The sequence below is a fragment of the Zymobacter sp. IVIA_12111.31 C1 genome, from assembly GCF_047495495.1.
In the GTDB taxonomy this organism is placed as follows: domain Bacteria; phylum Pseudomonadota; class Gammaproteobacteria; order Pseudomonadales; family Halomonadaceae; genus Zymobacter.
Window position 1 is genome coordinate 40,425 of sequence record NZ_CP179930.1, and the last position, 18,252, is coordinate 58,676.

At 55.3% G+C, this 18,252-nt stretch carries 18 protein-coding genes; 11 read left to right on the plus strand and 7 right to left on the minus strand.

Annotated elements, in window-relative coordinates:
• A complete protein-coding gene (locus ACMHYW_RS00200; protein WP_414500383.1) occupies positions 1-891 on the plus strand; it encodes a LysR family transcriptional regulator in 891 nt (296 codons plus the stop codon).
• A gap of 34 nt (positions 892-925) precedes the next feature.
• Here the strand turns inward: ACMHYW_RS00200 and ACMHYW_RS00205 are convergent, their stop codons facing one another.
• A complete protein-coding gene (locus tag ACMHYW_RS00205) occupies positions 926-1,885 on the minus strand; it encodes an NAD-dependent epimerase/dehydratase family protein (RefSeq protein ID WP_414500384.1) in 960 nt (319 codons plus the stop codon).
• 294 nt (positions 1,886-2,179) lie between these two features.
• Complete coding sequence (locus ACMHYW_RS00210) at positions 2,180-3,082, minus strand: LysR family transcriptional regulator ArgP (RefSeq protein WP_414500385.1); 903 nt, start codon at positions 3,080-3,082, stop codon at positions 2,180-2,182.
• A 113-nt stretch (positions 3,083-3,195) separates the two neighbouring features.
• On the opposite strand from ACMHYW_RS00210, the gene ACMHYW_RS00215 reads away from it, so the two are divergent.
• On the plus strand, positions 3,196-3,816 hold the full coding sequence (locus ACMHYW_RS00215) for a LysE/ArgO family amino acid transporter (protein WP_414500386.1): 621 nt from the start codon (positions 3,196-3,198) through the stop codon (positions 3,814-3,816).
• Positions 3,817-4,000: 184 nt separating this feature from the next.
• On the opposite strand, the gene ACMHYW_RS00220 is transcribed toward ACMHYW_RS00215, so the two are convergent.
• Both ACMHYW_RS00220 and ACMHYW_RS00225 read right to left on the minus strand, forming a co-directional pair.
• Complete coding sequence (locus ACMHYW_RS00220) at positions 4,001-5,188, minus strand: MFS transporter (protein ID WP_414500387.1); 1,188 nt, start codon at positions 5,186-5,188, stop codon at positions 4,001-4,003.
• A gap of 222 nt (positions 5,189-5,410) precedes the next feature.
• Positions 5,411-6,397 carry an aldo/keto reductase gene (locus ACMHYW_RS00225; protein WP_414500388.1) on the minus strand — a complete coding sequence of 329 codons (987 nt, stop codon included), beginning with the start codon at positions 6,395-6,397 and terminating at the stop codon, positions 5,411-5,413.
• A gap of 116 nt (positions 6,398-6,513) precedes the next feature.
• On the opposite strand from ACMHYW_RS00225, the gene ACMHYW_RS00230 reads away from it, so the two are divergent.
• The 3 genes from ACMHYW_RS00230 (at position 6,514) to ACMHYW_RS00240 (ending at position 9,876) form a co-directional block, all read left to right on the plus strand.
• Complete coding sequence (locus ACMHYW_RS00230; protein ID WP_414500390.1) at positions 6,514-7,398, plus strand: LysR family transcriptional regulator; 885 nt, start codon at positions 6,514-6,516, stop codon at positions 7,396-7,398.
• A gap of 574 nt (positions 7,399-7,972) precedes the next feature.
• A complete protein-coding gene (locus ACMHYW_RS00235; protein WP_414500391.1) occupies positions 7,973-8,920 on the plus strand; it encodes a hypothetical protein in 948 nt (315 codons plus the stop codon).
• Positions 8,921-8,952: 32 nt separating this feature from the next.
• The gene (locus tag ACMHYW_RS00240; protein ID WP_414500392.1) at positions 8,953-9,876 is read left to right on the plus strand and encodes a hypothetical protein; all 924 of its coding nucleotides are present in this window, start codon (positions 8,953-8,955) and stop codon (positions 9,874-9,876) included.
• 135 nt (positions 9,877-10,011) lie between these two features.
• Here the strand turns inward: ACMHYW_RS00240 and ACMHYW_RS00245 are convergent, their stop codons facing one another.
• The 3 genes from ACMHYW_RS00245 to ACMHYW_RS00255 all read right to left on the minus strand — a co-directional run bounded on the left by ACMHYW_RS00245 (position 10,012) and on the right by ACMHYW_RS00255 (position 12,586).
• Positions 10,012-10,395, minus strand: coding sequence for a glutaredoxin family protein (locus ACMHYW_RS00245; protein WP_414500393.1), 384 nt, complete (start codon positions 10,393-10,395; stop codon positions 10,012-10,014).
• A 56-nt stretch (positions 10,396-10,451) separates the two neighbouring features.
• Positions 10,452-11,570 carry an App1 family protein gene (locus ACMHYW_RS00250; protein WP_027704394.1) on the minus strand — a complete coding sequence of 373 codons (1,119 nt, stop codon included), beginning with the start codon at positions 11,568-11,570 and terminating at the stop codon, positions 10,452-10,454.
• Positions 11,571-12,061: 491 nt separating this feature from the next.
• Positions 12,062-12,586, minus strand: coding sequence for a gluconokinase (locus ACMHYW_RS00255; protein WP_414500394.1), 525 nt, complete (start codon positions 12,584-12,586; stop codon positions 12,062-12,064).
• Positions 12,587-12,873: 287 nt separating this feature from the next.
• On the opposite strand from ACMHYW_RS00255, the gene ACMHYW_RS00260 reads away from it, so the two are divergent.
• From ACMHYW_RS00260 to sstT, 6 genes are all read left to right on the plus strand, one after another.
• The gene (locus ACMHYW_RS00260) at positions 12,874-14,709 is read left to right on the plus strand and encodes an aminopeptidase P family protein (RefSeq protein WP_414500395.1); all 1,836 of its coding nucleotides are present in this window, start codon (positions 12,874-12,876) and stop codon (positions 14,707-14,709) included.
• 54 nt (positions 14,710-14,763) lie between these two features.
• Complete coding sequence (locus tag ACMHYW_RS00265; RefSeq protein WP_414500396.1) at positions 14,764-15,489, plus strand: riboflavin synthase subunit alpha; 726 nt, start codon at positions 14,764-14,766, stop codon at positions 15,487-15,489.
• Positions 15,490-15,685: 196 nt separating this feature from the next.
• A complete protein-coding gene (locus ACMHYW_RS00270; RefSeq protein ID WP_414500397.1) occupies positions 15,686-15,835 on the plus strand; it encodes a hypothetical protein in 150 nt (49 codons plus the stop codon).
• A 15-nt stretch (positions 15,836-15,850) separates the two neighbouring features.
• Positions 15,851-16,126 carry a GNAT family N-acetyltransferase gene (locus ACMHYW_RS00275; protein ID WP_414500398.1) on the plus strand — a complete coding sequence of 92 codons (276 nt, stop codon included), beginning with the start codon at positions 15,851-15,853 and terminating at the stop codon, positions 16,124-16,126.
• A gap of 203 nt (positions 16,127-16,329) precedes the next feature.
• On the plus strand, positions 16,330-16,734 hold the full coding sequence (locus tag ACMHYW_RS00280; protein WP_414500399.1) for a hypothetical protein: 405 nt from the start codon (positions 16,330-16,332) through the stop codon (positions 16,732-16,734).
• Between the two features lie 81 nt (positions 16,735-16,815).
• On the plus strand, positions 16,816-18,198 hold the full coding sequence (sstT, locus tag ACMHYW_RS00285) for a serine/threonine transporter SstT (RefSeq protein WP_414500400.1): 1,383 nt from the start codon (positions 16,816-16,818) through the stop codon (positions 18,196-18,198).
• The last annotated feature ends 54 nt before the right edge of the window (positions 18,199-18,252 follow it).

Genomic DNA, 18,252 nt, shown 5'->3' on the forward strand with positions numbered 1-18,252 from the left:
ATGCGTGAAAATTTCAATGACTATCTTGCGTTTGTCATGGTGGCTCAGCAGAAAAGCTTCACTCGGGCCGCAACCAAGCTAGGCATATCGCAGTCGACCCTCTCTCATATCATTCGACGTCTCGAGGAGCGCATGGGCATGCCGTTGCTCATGCGCACCACTCGGCGAGTCTCTACGACTGAAAAAGGGGAAATGCTGCTGCAGATACTGCAGCCTAGAATCGATTCGATAGAGTCCGATATTTCCTCGTTGCTTCGCTTCCGCAATACCCTAGCCGGTACCGTACGGTTGACGGCTTCCGATCACATGATCCATGTGTGTCTCTGGCCCAAGCTTGCGGCGGCCTTGCGTGATTACCCTGATATCAAAGTTGAATTCTCACAGCAGAATGGATTCGTCGACATCATCGAAGGGCAGTTCGATGCCGGTATACGTGTTGGTGACGATGTGATGAAGGATATGGTGGCAGTTCGTATCGGGCCAGATCTTAGGTTTGTTGTCGTTGGCGCTCCTCACTACCTTGAGCGAGCTGGAGTGCCTCTACACCCCACGGATTTGCACGCTCATAACTGCATCAATATTCGGCTGTCACCGAACGGTTCGTTGTATGCGTGGGAGTTCGAAAGAGAAGGCCATGAGCTGAAAGTGAAGGTTGATGGGCAGCTCATCTTTTCCAGTGTCTATCCGATGCTGGCCGCTGTCAGTGATGGTTACGGCTTAGCATACATGCCTGAATCGTTGGTAGCTGAGGGCATCAAAAAAGGGATATACAGAGAAGTACTGAAAGACTGGAGTCCTTGTTTTACGGGTTATCATATTTATTACCCAAGTCGCCGTCAGATATCTCCTGCTTTATCCAAGGTCATAGAAATACTACGCCAGCCTATATAAAGGCCAGCGTAGTCTATCAATCTATAATGCCTTATTAGCTCTTTGCTATGATTCCTGCATCTATCAGTGACATTACCGACTCGTGTATAGCGTCAAGACTGGTATAGTAAGGTTGATAGCCAAGTCGAAGTTGGCTTTTTTCTATAGAATGAACAGAACTTCGAACTATATGTCCCTTTGAATTTTCAGCGTACTCTTTATCCAGTCCTTCAAGCCATTCATTAAAAGGATGGAAGGATATATTAGGTGTTCTATCGAACCAGCGATATACCTGCTCCGCATAACCGCGCAGCGTTATTGCCTGGCTAGATACTACATTGAATATTTCCCCGATAGAGGCCTGTCTGTTTTCAATGGCCAGAATGATCCATCGGGCAACGTCTGCAGCGTGGACATGATGAAGGGTTTCATGGCCAAGGTTGGGAAGTGCGATTTCTTCACCCTTGATGATGCGTGAAAATACGTTGGGGTCAGAGTTTCCTTGGGGTGTTGTAGGCACCCAGCCCTTTCCAACGATATGCCCGGGGCGGAAACACGTTGCAGGAAATCCTTCACGGCGAGCCTGCCGCATCAACCAAGCTTCGCTTTCAGCTTTCCCTCTGCCATAGTCGTCAATGGGGCTGACGGGGTCGGATTCGATTGATGGAATGGATGTGTAACGGCCATATACCCAGATGGAGCTACAGAATAGATAATGTTCAACCCTGCCATATAATGCTTTCACAATCTGCTGAGTGCTGGCCAGATCGAAAGAAATCATGTCTACGACAATATCAGCTTCAAGGTTGGCGATAAGGTGTCCGAAATTACCGTCTTTTTCTTCTTTTCGGCGATCTATTCTCACATTTTTTATATGTGACCATGCATGGTGTTGGTGGTAAGGATTTAATGCGCCACGACTGACATTAATGACATCATGACCGAGTTCTACCAGCATAGGCATTAGATATGATCCGACATGACCGCTTCCGCCTATAACGACAATACGAGACATTATCTTATCCTTATTAACGTGGCTGTTTTGATTCACTTTTAAGTATAGCTAGAGCTGACTATTATTACTTTAGCTGTATTTCGCATGTGCCTATGGTTAAATTAGCATAATCATTAAATACTGATGTGGATTTACGGGTAATATGTGGCCTTGTGCGAGGTCATAGCCTTCATCACTGCTAGAAATATGGTTGGTTTGGCCGTGCTCATGAAAGTCACTAAAAAATAGTCGCGAAAAGGCCCTGAAGCATCCGCTTCAGGGCCTTTTCATCAGGTGGCATTGCGAACACTTCTTTCACGGCATGCCATGCAGCATCGTCTTCGATGCTGTCATCAACGCACGGGTGATGCGTGCCAGTATGCTTGAGCGCACGGCCGCATGCTGCCAGTACAGTGGTACATCAAGCCATACCTCGGGTTTGATGAGCTGCACATTGCCTTGTTTCAGCGCGGGGTTCACGAGGCTGTCCGGTGCCATGCACCATCCCATCCCACGTGCAGTAGCGTCCATGAATCCTATCGAGGTTGGTAAATAATGCGTGGGGGGTGTCAGCTCGCTGCCGGTAACGGTATGGATGAAACGTGTCTGTAGCTCATCCTTGCGATTGAAGGCCAGCATGGGGGCGGTTGCCAGCGAGGCAGCATCGACGCCGTGTGAGAAGTAGCGCGCAGCAAAGCGAGGAGACGCGACAGCCATATACCGCATAGTACCCAGCGCATGCACGTTGCAGCCTTGTATAGCCGAAGATTCCGCTGTGATAGCACCGATGGCCTTGCCGTCACGCAGTAGCGCCAGTGAATAATCCTGGTCATCCACGATGATTTCGAAAAGGAAGCCACACTGTTCATGCAGCTCAGCAAGAGCCGCCATCACCCACGTGGCCAACGAATCGTCGTTCACCGCCAGGGTAATTCGCTGCAGAGGCAGGCCTGTCGTGCTGGCATCCATGAAGTCTTTCAGCGCTTCAGTTTCCAGCGCCAGCATGGGCTTTACGCGGTGCAGCAGTTTCTTTCCCGCAGGTGTTGGGCGGCACGGGGTCTGCCTGATGATGAGAACCTGCCCGAGTCGGTCTTCCAGCGCCTTGATGCGTTGCGATATGGCCGAGGGAGTGACGGACAGCCGACGTGCAGCCGCTTCGAAGCTGGCCTCTTCCAGAACGGCAGCAAAAGCGGTGAGTTGCGGGTGTAGCAGTCCCAATGTCGTCTGTGCTCCAGATTAGATTTTCTAATGAAGACCAAGAAAGGATAGTTTTACTGATTGCGCCGGTTTGTCCACCCTCAGGGTTCTTTTCCTATACAGGTGTGACCATCATGCTTTTCTCTGCAGTACTGGCCGGTTTTATCAGCGGCGCGGGGCTAATCATAGCGATCGGTGCACAAAACGCTTTCATTCTGAGGCAGGGGTTACTGCGTCGTCATGTGGGGCTGGTGGTCAGCGTAGCCGCAGGTAGCGATATTCTGTTAATCATGTGCGGCATCGTAGGGATTGGGGTGCTGGTGAATGAGTGGTCGCTACTGATGCAGGTGCTGCGCTTCGGTGGGGCGGCCTTCTTGGGACTGTACGGTTTGAAGGCGGCCTGGCGTGCTTTCAGAAGCAGTGATGTTCTGGTGTCCGAGCGCAACGCTAGCAATGGCAGTTGGCGCAGGGTGCTGCTGACCTGTCTTGCGTTCACGTTCATTAACCCACATGTGTATCTCGACACCGTGGTGCTCTTGGGCAGTCTCTCTACGCACTATGCAGGGGACGCGCATTGGATGTTCGGACTCGGGGCTTGTTTTGCCAGTGTGGTTTGGTTTTCGGTATTGGGTTACGGCGCTCGTTTCTTGCAGCCGCTCTTTGCCAGCGTGCGTGCTTGGCGCGTGTTGGATGGCATGATCGCCGTCTTCATGCTGAGCATGAGTGCGGTGCTACTGATAAATCCGCTGTGCTGACATAGCGCCACTCATTCTCAATGTGTTGAGTGTTTGCGGGGTGAAGAAACGCTGATATCGAGGAGGATTGTTTAAGTACTCATTGAGTTTTACTGAAAATAGTCCCTCTGTAAAAATCGGCGCGTAAAAAGGCCGCTGGATTACATCCAGCGGCCTTTTTGGTCGTTCTTCCCCAGCCTAGTGGCTAGATCGCTTGCTTCAATCGCATTACACACAGCGCACTTAACATCACCACTACCGCCATAATTACCATCATACCTGCCATGCCGAAGGCAGTGATGACCATTCCTCCTAGTAGAGCACCCGCACCGATCGCGGCATTGAAGATCGCGACATGAAGAGCCGATGCAGGCATGGCAGCATTTCCTGCTAAACGCAGCACCCACGTTTGAAGGCCCACGAAAACGATGGCAATGCCCATTCCCCAACCTATTAGCATAAGAGAGACCGGTAAAATCAGGCCGCGAATAGGCAATACACCGAGAGCGATAAGGCACAGCGCGATAACGGCAAGCGCCAAGGTAACCAAACTCTTAAGATAGCGATCCATCAACCGGCCAGATACGACATTACCTACGATACCTGCCAGACCGAAGATCAGCAGTAGCCCGCTAACAGCAGTAGTCGGCATGCTCAGCAGATGGGAAAGCGCGGGTTCTATATAGGTGAACGCTGCAAAATGAGCGGTGATTGCCCCTGCGGTCACCGCATAAAGAGCCACTAGCGTGCGGTGGCGCAATACCTGAAGCAAAGCCTGCATACCCAGCGATGGGGTAGGGGGGATACGTGGCACGGTAAGCGCGATGATGATTGCTGTCAGCAGTGAGAGTGCTGCGATGGCCGTGAAGGCTGTACGCCAGCCGTTTAGCTGGGTCAGCAGGCTTGCCAGTGGTACTCCAATGACGCTGGCTGCCGATACGCCGCCAAAGATGATGGACGATGCTAGGCCCAGTCGACGCGCAGGCACCAGCTGAGCAGCCGTTGCGCCGATGATGGTCCAGAACACCCCATGCGCCAAAGCGCCCACCATACGCGCCATCAACAGTGTGATGAACTGGCTGCCTTGCGCGGCCGTCAGGCTGGACAGTGCCAGTATGACCATCAGCACCACCAGCAGTGGCTTGCGAGGCAGGCGGCCCAGACAGGTGGCCGATAGCAGGGCAATGATGGCGGCCACCCAGGCGTAGGCCGTGACGATCAATCCGGCTCGGGCTTCTGTCTGCCCGAAGTCGGCCGCCAGTGGTGACAATAATCCGATGGGGGCCAGTTCGGTCGTTACGATGGCGAATGCGCTGATGCCAAGGGCAATGACGGCCAGCCTGCGTGACCATGAAACAGCGGTGCTGTTGGTCAGGTGAGCGTGTCTGTTCACATGCGTACTCTTTTTATGAACGTGTGTTCGAATGGCGAAGTGGGTGAAGGCGCACGCTGTCCTCAGCATGAAAGCTGATGGCGCACGGCAATCAGTGAAAACGGAGGGTGAACAGAGCATCTGCGGTATACAGGTGCTCTGCACGAAGAAGCGCAGCGATTCAATAGCGATAGGGGATGTCGCTATGTGCTGGGCCCTTGCGGTGTCTAGGTGGCAATACGGTCAGGCATTGACGCCTTTCATTCCTTCTGGGGTGTAGCGTTCACCTGCGACAGGCAGGTCAGCAATGGCCTGGCTAAGCGCCGTGCATTCCTGTGCTGTCAGAGTGACCCGTGTTGCGCCTACGTTATCTTCTAGGTGAGCGATGCGGGTCGTGCCGGGAATGGGCACGATATCGTTGCCCTGTGCCAGCAGCCACGCCAGTGCGATCTGCGCGTTGGAACAGCTTTTCTGCTGAGCCAGCGCGGCAATCACATCGACCAGCTTGAGGTTGGTGGTCAGATTGTCATCCTGAAAGCGTGGCAGCATGGCGCGGAAGTCACCGTCAGCGAACGTGCTGTTCTGCTGGTAGCGCCCGGTAAGGAAGCCGCGACCCAGTGGAGAATAAGGCACCACACCGATGCCCAGTTCACGACAGGTAGGCAGTACATCGGCTTCTATCTCACGGCTCCACAGCGAGTACTCGGTCTGTACGGCCGTGACGGGGTGAACAGCGTGGGCGCGACGCAGAGTGGCAGCGCTGACTTCGCACAAACCGATACGGGCAATCTTGCCTTCCTTGACCAGCTGCGCCAGTCCTTCCATGGTGTCCTCTATGCACTGGTCCGCGGCGATGCGGTGCACGTAGTACAGGTCGATCTGCTCGATGCCGAGTCTCTTCAGCGACGCTTCGCAGCTGGCTCTGGCATAGGCCGGTGCATTGTCGATAGTGCGGTTATACTCACCGGCCTTGCGTACGATTCCGAACTTGGTCGCAATCTTGAATTGCGAGGGGTGACGGGATTGCAGATAGCGACCGATCAGCGTTTCGTTATGATGCGGGCCGTAGACATCCGCGGTATCGAAGAAGTCGATGCCCAGTTCAATGGCGCGGTCCAGTACCTGCATGGCGTGTGTATCATCGCGTGGCCCGTAAAACTCGCTCATACCCATGCATCCCAGCCCTAGCGCGGATACATTGAGATCGGAACCCAGTTGTCGTTGCTGCATTGTTCGTTATCCTCCATGCCAAGCATGAGCCGGAGTATAGGCGCCGCGTCTTGGGCGGCGATATCGACGTAAATGGAACTCGGCTTTCCAGTATTGGAATACAGACGGAGATACTCGTGATTTGGGATGATGCCCGCATATTTCTGGCCATCGCGCGCAGCGGCACGCTGAGCGGCGCGGCTCACACGCTGGACATGGGCGTGGCGACCGTTTCACGTCGTCTGGAGCGTCTTGAGGCGGGGCTGGGGATGCCTCTGTTCAGCCGCCATCAGCAGGGCTATCGGTTGACCTCGGGGGGCGATGCACTGCTGGCGCAGGCTGAAGCGCTGGAAAATGCCGCCCGAGCATTCGAAGAATCCGCGTTGGAACAGCATGCCGTGGCGGGCTGTGTCAGGCTGGCCACGACGGACAACATCGCAAACGAATTTATTGCCCCCTCGCTGCCGACGTTGTTTGCAAAGCATCCCGCTCTTCATATCGAGCTGGTCAGCAGTGTGGATACGCTGAATATCCATCGGCGTGATGCGGATATTGCCGTTCGAATGGTGAAGCCTGAGGCGGGCAATATCACGATGCGGCGTCTGGGGGCCGTGGGCTTCGGTCTGTACGGTGCGCCAGATTACGTCGCTGCTCATGCCCACGACGTCTGGGAGACCGGCGATTTCATCGGCTGGACGGCGGACTATGCCCACCTGCCCGCTGCGCAGTGGATAGCGGCTGTGCGGCAAGGTCGCCCCTGTCGCCTGCAAACCACGACACTGATGGCTCAGGTCGTTGCTGCGCGTGCGGGTGCAGGGCTAGCCGTGCTGCCCCATTTTCTCGCGCGTTCGGCGGCCCTTGCATGCGTATCCTCTGCGCTGGATCTGGATCAGTCGCTTTGGCTGGCCATGCAAACCGAGCTGGCGCATACACGCCGAGTGCGGGCTGTGGCCGATCATCTTATCGCGCTGTTCGAAAACTGTGCTGATGTTCTCAGCGGCAGCGCTGATCTTGCATCGTAATGCCCGGTACCCAATGAAAAGCGATTGACCATTGCCGGCGCTACTGTGCAGCGGCGCTGCTTTCCCGTCGGTCGTTGTGCCATTTTGTGACGCCTTCCCATTTTGCAGTGGTCATTGTTGAATGATATGAAAGCCCTACTGTAAAAGGCAGTGGTTATTCTCTTCTTATATGAATAAGACTGCTGATACATGAATGTAATAATTGTTATTGCTAGTTTATTGTTTTTGTAATTTGTATAGATTAATCATGTGGTCTGTATACTTGTCATTAAACCTGTATCTTCCATTACATTTTACGAACATAAAATAGCGAACAAAATACTGATATGCCGTATATCTCTATGCTATTGCTGCGTTTTTGTGAAATAGTGACGGGGTAATAAATTCGATATTTACACTGAAAAATAACCATCAAGCCTGTTTTAACACGGGGTAATTTGTGTATATTATTGCTGTCAATATAATAAAAATATGCTGTTGTCAGATTGTATATAACAACCAAATAAGCCACATGAATTGTTTGTAGTGTGTTTGAATATATACGCCCTAAAACAATTACAATAAGGGATTTTAAATGGATAATAATGTTGAAACTCTCCTTTCCGCACAACTGCGAACGGACACGCTAGAACAGATTGGCAAGGCTGACCCCCTTCAGCTAATGAGTATGGCGGCATCTCTCAATCGTCAGAATACAGAAGCACTCGAAGACGTCATTGCGTCTGGGTGGATCCGGCTGTTCTTTACCGAATGGCAGGTGCAGCTGAAGCAGTTTGCTCACCGCTTCGTTCCTTACGATGGTTTTGATCGCCAAATACGCATCATGCACTGGTGCGAAGCGTCCGGCCTGCACTCCCAGTTGGAAACGTTCCAGATTGGTCGTGTGCTGTCGGATGAAGGCTATTTTCTAAACGAAGAAGACGGCACGCTGAATATCCGCTGTGCGTTTCCGAAATCATACTACTGCCCTTACTACCAGCTTCCCATGATCGGCATCCGAGGGTTCTTGACGGATTTTCACGGTGATTTTTCCACGGGTGCAGAAGCAGCACGTGATGTGCGTGATCCGGCCACTAGCACGACTTCTGCCGACGCGGTGAACCTTGCTCGTAAGGAAGCGGCGCTGTTGCAGCAGGCGTTTGCTGCCAGCTGTCTGCCTCAGTCATTCACGGTAGATGATCTGAAAGAACGGCTGACCACTATTGAGGATATTGCCTCCCAGTATCAGTCACTAATGGCTGATGCCTCCACCGTATTGCCCACGGGGATGTGGCGTATTGACCTCAATATCTGGTTCGGCGATGACACCCAGTCCTTCCATTTCTTTACCTTCCCCGCAGATGACATTACTCGCCTAGTGTCGATTCAAAACCACTTGGCGCGTGTGTCTTCGTTTGATGGTGTCTCTGGCGTCTTCAATGCCGGCGATGTTGAACGTTATGCCGTGATCGACACGCTGACAGGTAAGACGATCGACTCTGACATGGTCTGTATTGATCAAGACGAACGCTACAACTATTAAGGGGGACTACCACAATGACAGACACCATCATAATGAATAATCACGCCGCCAGCAGCCAGGGCTACAACTACGAACTGCAGGCCTTTCATGCCAGCCTGACGCCCTACGTCATCCGCTGTGCCGATCGCTGCTCCGAGGTCGTGGTGCCAAAAATCATACCGGTGGGCTATCCGCTGCGTTATACACAGATTCAGGAAGCGGTGAATGCCCTGCGCCAGCAGTCTCAGCCGTTCAACGGTGATCGCCAGCGCACCGCGCGTACGGTCAGTATCATGCTGACGGGCAATCTCTATCACTCGCCAATGTGCCAACAGCGTCTCATGATCGATATGCGAGAGGACGTTAATGACGTCGTCTATCTCGATGCCGACTTCCTGCACGTTGTGGCGTTGAGCGGCCATCACTACCAGTTCGATATTGATGAAGTCGCGGCATGGCGTGTGGATGACAGCTGGTCGTATATCGCCGATGGTGCAGAAGAGCGAACTCTTGGCCATATCCTTAATGACATCGATATGGAGCTGCAGATGCCTCAAGGCCTCAAGGACTGCCTGAGTCGTCGTACGTTCTATATGGTTAGCACCGAGGAGCACGGCCACGGTGGCGAGGATTGTGCGCTAACCGACCTGTTCGATGAATACCGCAGCCTGTTGAGCGAGGAAACGCCGGTGGGCGAGGTGAACGGCCTTCGCGTGCAGGTGATGCCGGCCTCGAAGAATGTCATGGGATGGGGCGGGCCTTGTGCCTTCCTGGATCCAGACACTGCACTGGATGACAGCATCACGTTTGAAGGTGATTACCTGCATGTCACCAAGATTGACGGACTGCCCTTTGTCGTTCGCTGCGACGCCATTACGGGCTATCAGGTACAGCATGTCCGCAATGCGCTTAGCGAAGAGGAAGAGCGAGGCTGCGGCGATACGGAAGTCACTGTCATCAGCAATACGGTGCTGTAACGGCGACACGCTAGAACGCAGTGCGTGACTGCGATGGATGGGAAAGGGCCTTGCGGGGCCCTTTTTCTATGGCTGTCGGTTAGCGCCCCAGCCTTGGTGGTCGCGGCGTATTAGTGCTGATACCACCGACGCTGATCAAGGCTGCGGATGTTCATCCAAGTACTTGATGATCTCGGCGGACTGGTACAGCCAAGTGACCTTGTTGCCATTGTTTTCGCGAATGCGCAGGCACGGTACCTGGCGCTTGCCGCCACCGATGATCAGCTCATTGGAGATGGCTTCGGACGAATTGATTTCTTTCATCGGCAGTTCGCGATGATGATCGTTGAGATAACTCATCACGTTCCAGCAGTAGGGGCAGTCATCGCGGTAGTAGAGCACCAGCGGTGCATCCTTGGCGATGGGGGCTGTCTGCACCTTGGCGTCGTGCGTGGCCGAAGTCGTTGCCAAGGCCGGCGTTGCCAGCCATGCCATGCCGAGCATCATGCCTGCGCCGATGAGGCGAAAGAGATTGCGCATGTCACATAGTCCTTGTGTCAGTGTCGATAGCCGATGAGCGGTAGCCGGTTGTTCTGTCAGCCACGGATCGCTTCATCCTTGCGTGCTTCTTCCTGGACGGCCGCAAACCCTTCTTTCGAAATATACCCTTGCGACAGGGCATGGCGGGCCATGCTGACCGTATCTTCTGCCAGTACCAACGTCGAGCCTGTTTCGTGAACTTCTCGCGCTAGTTCGCTGATCGACTTGTCACGTTCGGGATTTTCGTCGATCGAGCGGATGTAGATGGTTTTGATACGAGATGGGAACTCGCGCACCATCTGCGTATAGACCTCAGGGTCCTTCTGGCCGCTATCGCCGATTAGGATGAAGCTTTGTTCTTTGTAGAGCTGCATCATCTGGCGGATCACCATCTGCTTGTGGTGAACGGCACGACGCGGCAGCGGGCTCTTCCACGACAGTCCCCACTCGCGCAGGAACAGCACCGGGCCTTCCGGAATGCGGTGCATACGGAAGAACTCGACCAGCATTTCATAGATGGTCCACGGTGCGCGCGAGACGTACAGCAGCGGGCGCTTGCGGTCTTCACCGCCGTCGAACAGGGCCTGATAGAACGCGGCCACACCGGGGAATACTGCACGACGATCGGCCTTCTCAAAGAAGAGACGGATCATCATCTTGGCTTTGTTGGCCACACCGGTGTACATGACGGTATCGTCGATGTCGCTGACCACGACGTAGTCGGTTTCGAGCGGGGGAATGTAGATCGCCGCGCGAGCCTTAACCGTTTCGTTTCGAAACAGCACTTTGAGTTCGGCCTTGTGCCACACCTTGTTGGGGGGTAGCGGCTCGTTGATCATCATGTGCGCACGGAAATATCCGTCCGCATCGGTGTCTACAACGGTATGGGAGTCGCCGAACCTGACGGCAACGTTGACGCCGGGCATGCCTCGACGCGTGATGCGGCGAAGGACGTCCAGAATGTCACGCCAGAAGCTCTGCTTCATGCTGCGGCCGACGCGGCTCTGACGAAAAACACGTCCCATCAGATAGATTTCACTGTGCGAGCCATACCCTCGATAGGTATGGATGGCAATGCCGGCCTTGCCGCCATCGTCCTCTTCACGGACGGGGCTGGCAAAGACCTGCAACCATCGTCGCAGCGCCTGCGAAAATCTTTTTCTGGGGTGGGGCATAAAGACCTCACGATTGATGAACTGAATGCACGCCTACCGGTACGCGCACCCCTTGGGCTATCCGCGTGGTGAAGCGACAGCCTTATAAAGCACTGCGGCCTGCAAGAGGCGCAGCCAAACATTCCTGCCATAGGAAAAGGGTAGTCGTGTCCCCGCACTTTCTGTGTGAAAGTCTACCCTGCCACAGACGCCGGTTCGCTGTGGCACGAGGGAGGTTGTCGCAGTGGGCAATACATAATGCGCCTACACAAAAACACTACGACGGCTGTGGTTCGCGCTGAACATGCGCAGTGAATACCACACCCGCACTGCCCATTCATGTATGAGCAGTGCGAGCAAGCATGCCACTTTATGCCGAGTTTTACACTTTAGAATACGATGATCTGCATCCTCTTACAGTGGCATGGCGGGCATATTCAGTCTGAAGCAGGTTTCCCATATCGAGGCATTTCAGCGTGAAAACCGTGATATGGCAAGCGGCTACAAACGGCTCATGCCGAGCGCGGCGACAGCTTGAGCAGCGACATCGTGTTGTCGACAACTTCTGCGGCGGTGTGGTCAATGTCCACCTTGAAGCCGGGTTCGTCGTCGCTCAGCGACTCAAGGATTGCCAGCTGAGAATCTAGCAGCTTAGCGGGCATATAGTGGTCCTTGCGATTCAACAAACGTGCCATAAGCACTTCGCGGGTGCCGGTCAGTTCGATGAAATACACGTCGGAGTCGGCGTCGCGCAAAATGTCGCGATAGGCTTTCTTGAGCGCCGAGCAGGTCATTACCACGTTGTGTCCTGCCGCTGCTTCCTTGCTGATCCAGTCGCGCAGGCTGCGCAGCCAAGGCCAGCGGTCGTCATCGGTAAGCGGGGTGCCGGAGGCCATCTTGGCGACGTTGGCCGCGGAGTGGAAATCGTCTGCTTCGGCAAAGGGCCAGCCGACCCGCTGTGCGAACAGCTTAGCGATGGTCGTCTTGCCTGAACCGCATACGCCCATGAACACGACCGTTGTCGTACGAGTACTCATGTGTCTACTCCCATTGCCATGGATAGAGGGACGCGGCTTCTGTTAGTTAGTTGGCCGCACTGCAATGGCTGGGCATCCTGCCCGGTCATCCTTGAGGGTGACCATACCATCATGTCGCCCTGTTCCTGTACCCTTTCAGACGGCCTTGTCTTATGTTGCAGAGCCCTGCCACTCATGGGTGACAGCGAGTATGCTGAGTCGTATACCGTCAGGAGTGTGTTCGGGACGTGCGTAATACCGTACCCGAGCGCTTTCCTTTTATATCTTCATTCTTTGCGGAGCCTGTCATGCCGGCAACCACGCCCTCGTCTTCCTCTTCGACCCTGATCCGTGAACGCATCTCTCGATTGCGCACTGCGATGCAGCAGCACGGTCTGGCGGCCTGGATCGTACCGATGTCAGACCCTCATATGTCCGAATACCTGCCTGACCATTGGGCAGCGCTCTCGTGGTTGTCCGGGTTCACTGGGTCTGCAGGTTTGTTAGTAATCACTAACAATGAGGCGGTGCTGTGGGTAGACAGCCGCTACTGGCTGCAGGCTGGCAACCAGCTCAGGGGCACTGGCATTGAGTGGGCCAAGTGGTATCCGCGCCGTACGGACGTACTGGAGTGGGTGGCCGAGCACCTGGAAGAGGGCGAACGTGCTGGTGTCGATGGCACCGTGATCTCCATGCAGCAGGTTGCTGACTGGCGCCAGCATCTCGCTGCCGCCGGATGCGTGCTGGAAACCGGTATCGACGTGATGGACGAGGTCTGGATTGACCGCCCTGCGCTGCCTCAAGCTGAGGTCTATGCGCATGATGCGCACTATGTACCGACCTCATGCGCCGATAAGCTGGCGCGTCTGCGTCAGGTGCTCGTAGAAGAAGACGTTGACGGCCACTTTTTGTCATCGCTTGATGACATTGCATGGCTGTTCAACCTGCGCGGTCAGGATGTCGATTACAATCCGGTTTTTCTGGCACATGCGTGGGTTGATGCCCAACGTGCCGTGCTGTTCGTGGATGATAGCCGTCTGAACGAGGATGCTCGTGCCGTACTGGAACGTGCTGGCGTCGAGACGGCGCCGTACCACAGCGTTGGCGAATGGCTGGCGGCGAATGTTTCCGGCAGCGTACTGCTGGAGTGCAGCAAGGTCAGCGCCTACATCGACGCGCAATTGCTGGAAGGTGTCGAACTGTTCGACTCGCCCAACCCGACCACGCTGTTCAAGGCCTGCAAAGAACCGCAGGCGCTGGCGCATGTGCGCAATGCCATGGTTCAGGACGGTATCGCACTGGTTGAGTTCCTGCAGGCCTTCGAAGAAGCGCGTCTGCGCGGTGAGCAGTGGACCGAGCTGGATATCGACACTCATCTGACAGCGGCCCGCGCTCGCCGGCCCGGGTTCGTCAGCCTCAGCTTCCCCACCATCGCGGGTTATAACGAAAATGGTGCCCTGCCGCACTATCAAGCCACGGCAAAGAACTTTGCCACCATCGAAGGCAATGGACTGTTGCTGATCGATTCTGGTGCTCAATATCTGGGCGGCACCACTGACATCACGCGTGTGCTGGCGATCGGTACCCCTTCCGATGCGCAGTGCGCGGATTACACCACTGTGCTCAAAGGCACCATTGCGCTGTCGCGCGCTCACTTCCCTGACGGTATTCCTGCGCCGATGTTGGATGCCATTGCCCGCGCACCGCTGTGGCAGCAGAACCTCGATTTCGGGCATGGCACGGGCCACGGGGTGGGCTACTTCCTCAACGTGCATGAAGGTCCGCAGAGCATTTCCTTCTATGGCCGTCCCAACGAGGTCAACGGCATGCGTGAAGGCATGATCACCTCTATCGAGCCGGGGCTGTACCGTGAAGGCGAATGGGGAATCCGCATCGAGAACCTCGTGGCCAACGTTCGCCATGTCGACAATGCTTTTGGCAGCTTCATGCGTTTTGAAACCCTGACGCTGTGCCCCATCGATATGAAGCCCATCGACGTGACACTGCTCACGCATGAAGAGATCGCCTGGCTGGATAGCTACCACGAGCAGGTGCGCGAGCGGCTGCTGCCCCATCTGTCTGGCACCACGCGCGAGTGGCTGGAGCGCAATACACTACCGTTAGTGACGTTCAAGAGTGTTTGACGGCATCTAGTTTATAGCGATAGTTGGTAATTACTTACATAGCAAGGAGACGCCATGTTCACCGGGATTGTTCAGGCTGTGGCAACGATTGATCGCCTGCGGGATCACGACGGTATCCGCACCTTTGAAATCGAGTTTCCGCAGGGGTTCTGCGAAGGGCTTGCGATTGGTGCCAGCGTTGCCGTGGATGGGGTGTGCCTGACCGTGACCACGCTGCTGTCCGAGACGCGCGCTAGCTTCGATGTGATGCTGCAAAGCTTGCGGGTGACGACCCTCAGCCAGTTCGAGGAAGGCGCACGCGTCAACGTCGAGCGTGCCGCCAAGGACGGTGCCGAAATCGGTGGGCATCCGTTGTCGGGGCATATCGATTTTGCCGCCTCTGTGCTGAGTGTCACTGAGATTGAAGACAACTATCGCCTGCGTATCGCGATGGAAGGCGACTGGAAGCGCTACATCTTTCCCAAAGGCTATATCGCCATCAATGGTGCTAGCCTGACCATCGCTGAGGTCGATCGGCAGGAAGGGTGGTTCGACGTGTGGCTGATTCCCGAAACACGCCGCATGACCACGTTTGAAGACAAGCAGCAGGGTGATCTGCTCAACATCGAGATCGAACGTGGTACGCAGGTGGTCGTCGATACCGTGCGCACGACGCTTGAAGAAAATCTGGGCAAGCTTTACCCGCTGCTTGAAGCGTTGCTAGCACAGCAAGGGCAGAGTCTCGAACAGCTTACGGTTGGAGATATACCCAAGCTGACCAGCGGCATGAACAAGAAGTAAGTGGTTACTTACTTTGTGTGATTTGCTATGCCCGATATCCTCTGCCTGAGCTGAAGATGGGCACACGGCCTGCGAAGCGCTGCACAGCAGCGATTGCAGCCTTGCACTAACTAAGAGAAGGCCGCCGTGTGTGGCCTTTTTCTTTGATGGTCAGGAATATATGTGTCGTTCAACATGTATCGAAAGGAGCTGTGCGATGAGAGTGATTCGTGCCATGCAGCCTGAACGTGACATGGACGCTGTTGTTGCGCTGTGGTGTCAGGCATCAATCATCAGTCATGGTGTCATTCCCGCGCAGTACTGGCGTGAGGCCTGTTCGCTGATGCGAAAGGTGTACCTGCTTTAGGCAGAGACGGCGGTCATGGTCGAGCAGGATGACGTCGTTGGTTTCGTCAGCTGCGTCGAGCACCAGCTCGCGGCGTTGCTCGTTGCCCCTGATCATCAAGGGAAAGGGGTAGGGTCTGTGTTGTTGGCTCACGCGCTGCGCGGCCGAGAAGTAGCTACGCTGAATGTATATGCCGCCAACCTATGTGCTCGGCGCTTCTATGAGCAGCGTGGATTCCGTGCAACGGGGGACGGCGTGGATGACGCTACCGGCGCTCTGGAATGCTTCATGGAGTACCGCGCCGCGGTCTGATAGCGAGTGTTTTCTTCGTCCTTTCCTCTCGGGTGTAGTGCGGCAATGCGCGCGAATAGTGGTAATGCCATTGTCGGCGGCAAGCCGACGCGGGTAACATGCACCCCTTTTGAAACAGAGTGCGCTGGGCGAAGGGCACTCTTCTCCTCGCATGTCTCTCTGTGACAAGAGGGAGTGCTTCCCTCTTGATAGGGTAATTTCTCATGACGACTGATGTTTCGCTTCAATGTGCGCGCGCTGCCGTAGGCTTTGCCGCGCTGACCATGGGGCAAGTGGCCACCGAACTGGAACGTATCGGCCAGCTGCCCGATGACGCGGCTTGGCAACAGGCGACGCAGGCGATCAGCCAGTGGCTGCGTGAGCAGTACAGCGATGAACTGATCGAGCAGGCCAAAGCATCTCTTGGCGATGCAGCGGCAGAGTCCGACAGCGATGACGAACAGGCGGCGCAGGCTGCACAAGCAGCAAGTGCCACGACGCTGTCTCTTCTGCTGACCCACTGCGTCAGCGCTGACGTTGCCGAACAGCTCGGCGATAGCGTGACGGCGGCCATGACGGCTTCCTGGCAGGACGCCTATGGCGATAGTGCGGAAGGCGAAGACGCCTGATTTCGCTGCTCGCAAGCAAAGGCCTTGGGAACTGTCCCGAGGTCTTTGCCTTTCTCTGACTCATTACCAAAGATATTCACTATGTCTCATGCGCTTTCCCCCTCATCACCCTCGCTTCTCTCACGATTGAGCCGGCAGTTTATTCCGCAGGTCATCGTGGGCATTCTGCTCGGGGCCCTGCTGGGGTACTTCGATCCGAGAGTGCCCGCTGGCTATGCCTATCAGGGGGCAGGGGAAGGCATTATTAATGGGATTCTGGATATCTTTCGCAGCAGCACGGCCGCTCACATGGGGTATTTGGGCGGCATGTACATCAAAGCGCTGCAGGCCATCGCACCGCTCATGGTGCTGGTGCTGGTGATGTCATCAATGATGCATCCGCGCCAGAAGCAGGGCGGGCGAGGCATCCGCACCATCGTGATCCTATATCTGTGCAGTACGGTACTGGGCGGAGTGTTAGCGGTACTGGCCAGCCATTTCTTTCCCAGTGAGCTGAAGCTGCAGCAGATGGGCGATGCGGCCGTCAGCCTGCAAGGGCCGGGCTCGCTGAGCGATGTGCTGGACGGTCTGGTCAGCAAGATTCTTGAGAACCCCGCCAAGGCTTTGGTTGAAGGCAATTTCATTGGCGTACTGGTATGGGGGTTAGGGCTTGGCTTGGCCTTGCGCAGTGCCAGCGAGACGACCCAGAAGGTCGTTCAGGACCTGTCGAATGCCTGCACACGCCTCATCCGTCTTGTCATCCGCTGCTCTCCTATCGGCGTGTTTGGGCTGGTCGCAAACAACATCAGCACCGTCGGCATCAGCGCCTTCGCCCAGTATCTGCACGTGCTGGCCGTGCTGATCGGTTGCATGGTCTTTATCGCGCTAGTCATCAATCCGATCATCGTGCTGTTTATCATTCGCCGCAATCCCTGGCCGCTGGTGTTCATGTGCCTCAAGGAGTCGGGCATTACCGCCTTCTTCACGCGCAGCTCGGCTGCCAACATTCCCGTTAATCTGGCCGTGTGCGAGCGCCTCAAGCTCGACAAGAACATCTATCAGATGTCGATTCCGATCGGTGCCAACATCAGCATGTCCGGTGCTGTCACCACCATCACCGTGCTGACGCTGGCAGCGGTGCATACGCTGCATATCGACGTCAGCATGGGCAGTGCGCTGGTGCTGTGCATTATCGCAACCATCGCTGCGCTGGGTGCTTCTGGCATTGCAGGCGGTTCGGTCATCTTGATCCCGATGGCGTGCAGCCTGTTCGGGATCGACCCTCAGATCGCCGGGCTGGTCGTGGCGTTTGGGATGACGATCGGTGTCGTGCAGGATTCGACCGAAACCGCTCTCAACAGCTCGACCGATCTGCTCTTTACGGTAGCCGTCTGTCAGGCCGAGGAGCGCAAGGCATTGCAAGCCCAGAATCAGTACGCTGGAAATACGCGCGAAACGGTCTCAGTGTCGCACCCTGCTGAGTGACCATTAGCAGCGCAGTTACGGTAGTTCGCCCTTATTTTCCTGAAATTGAGGGCG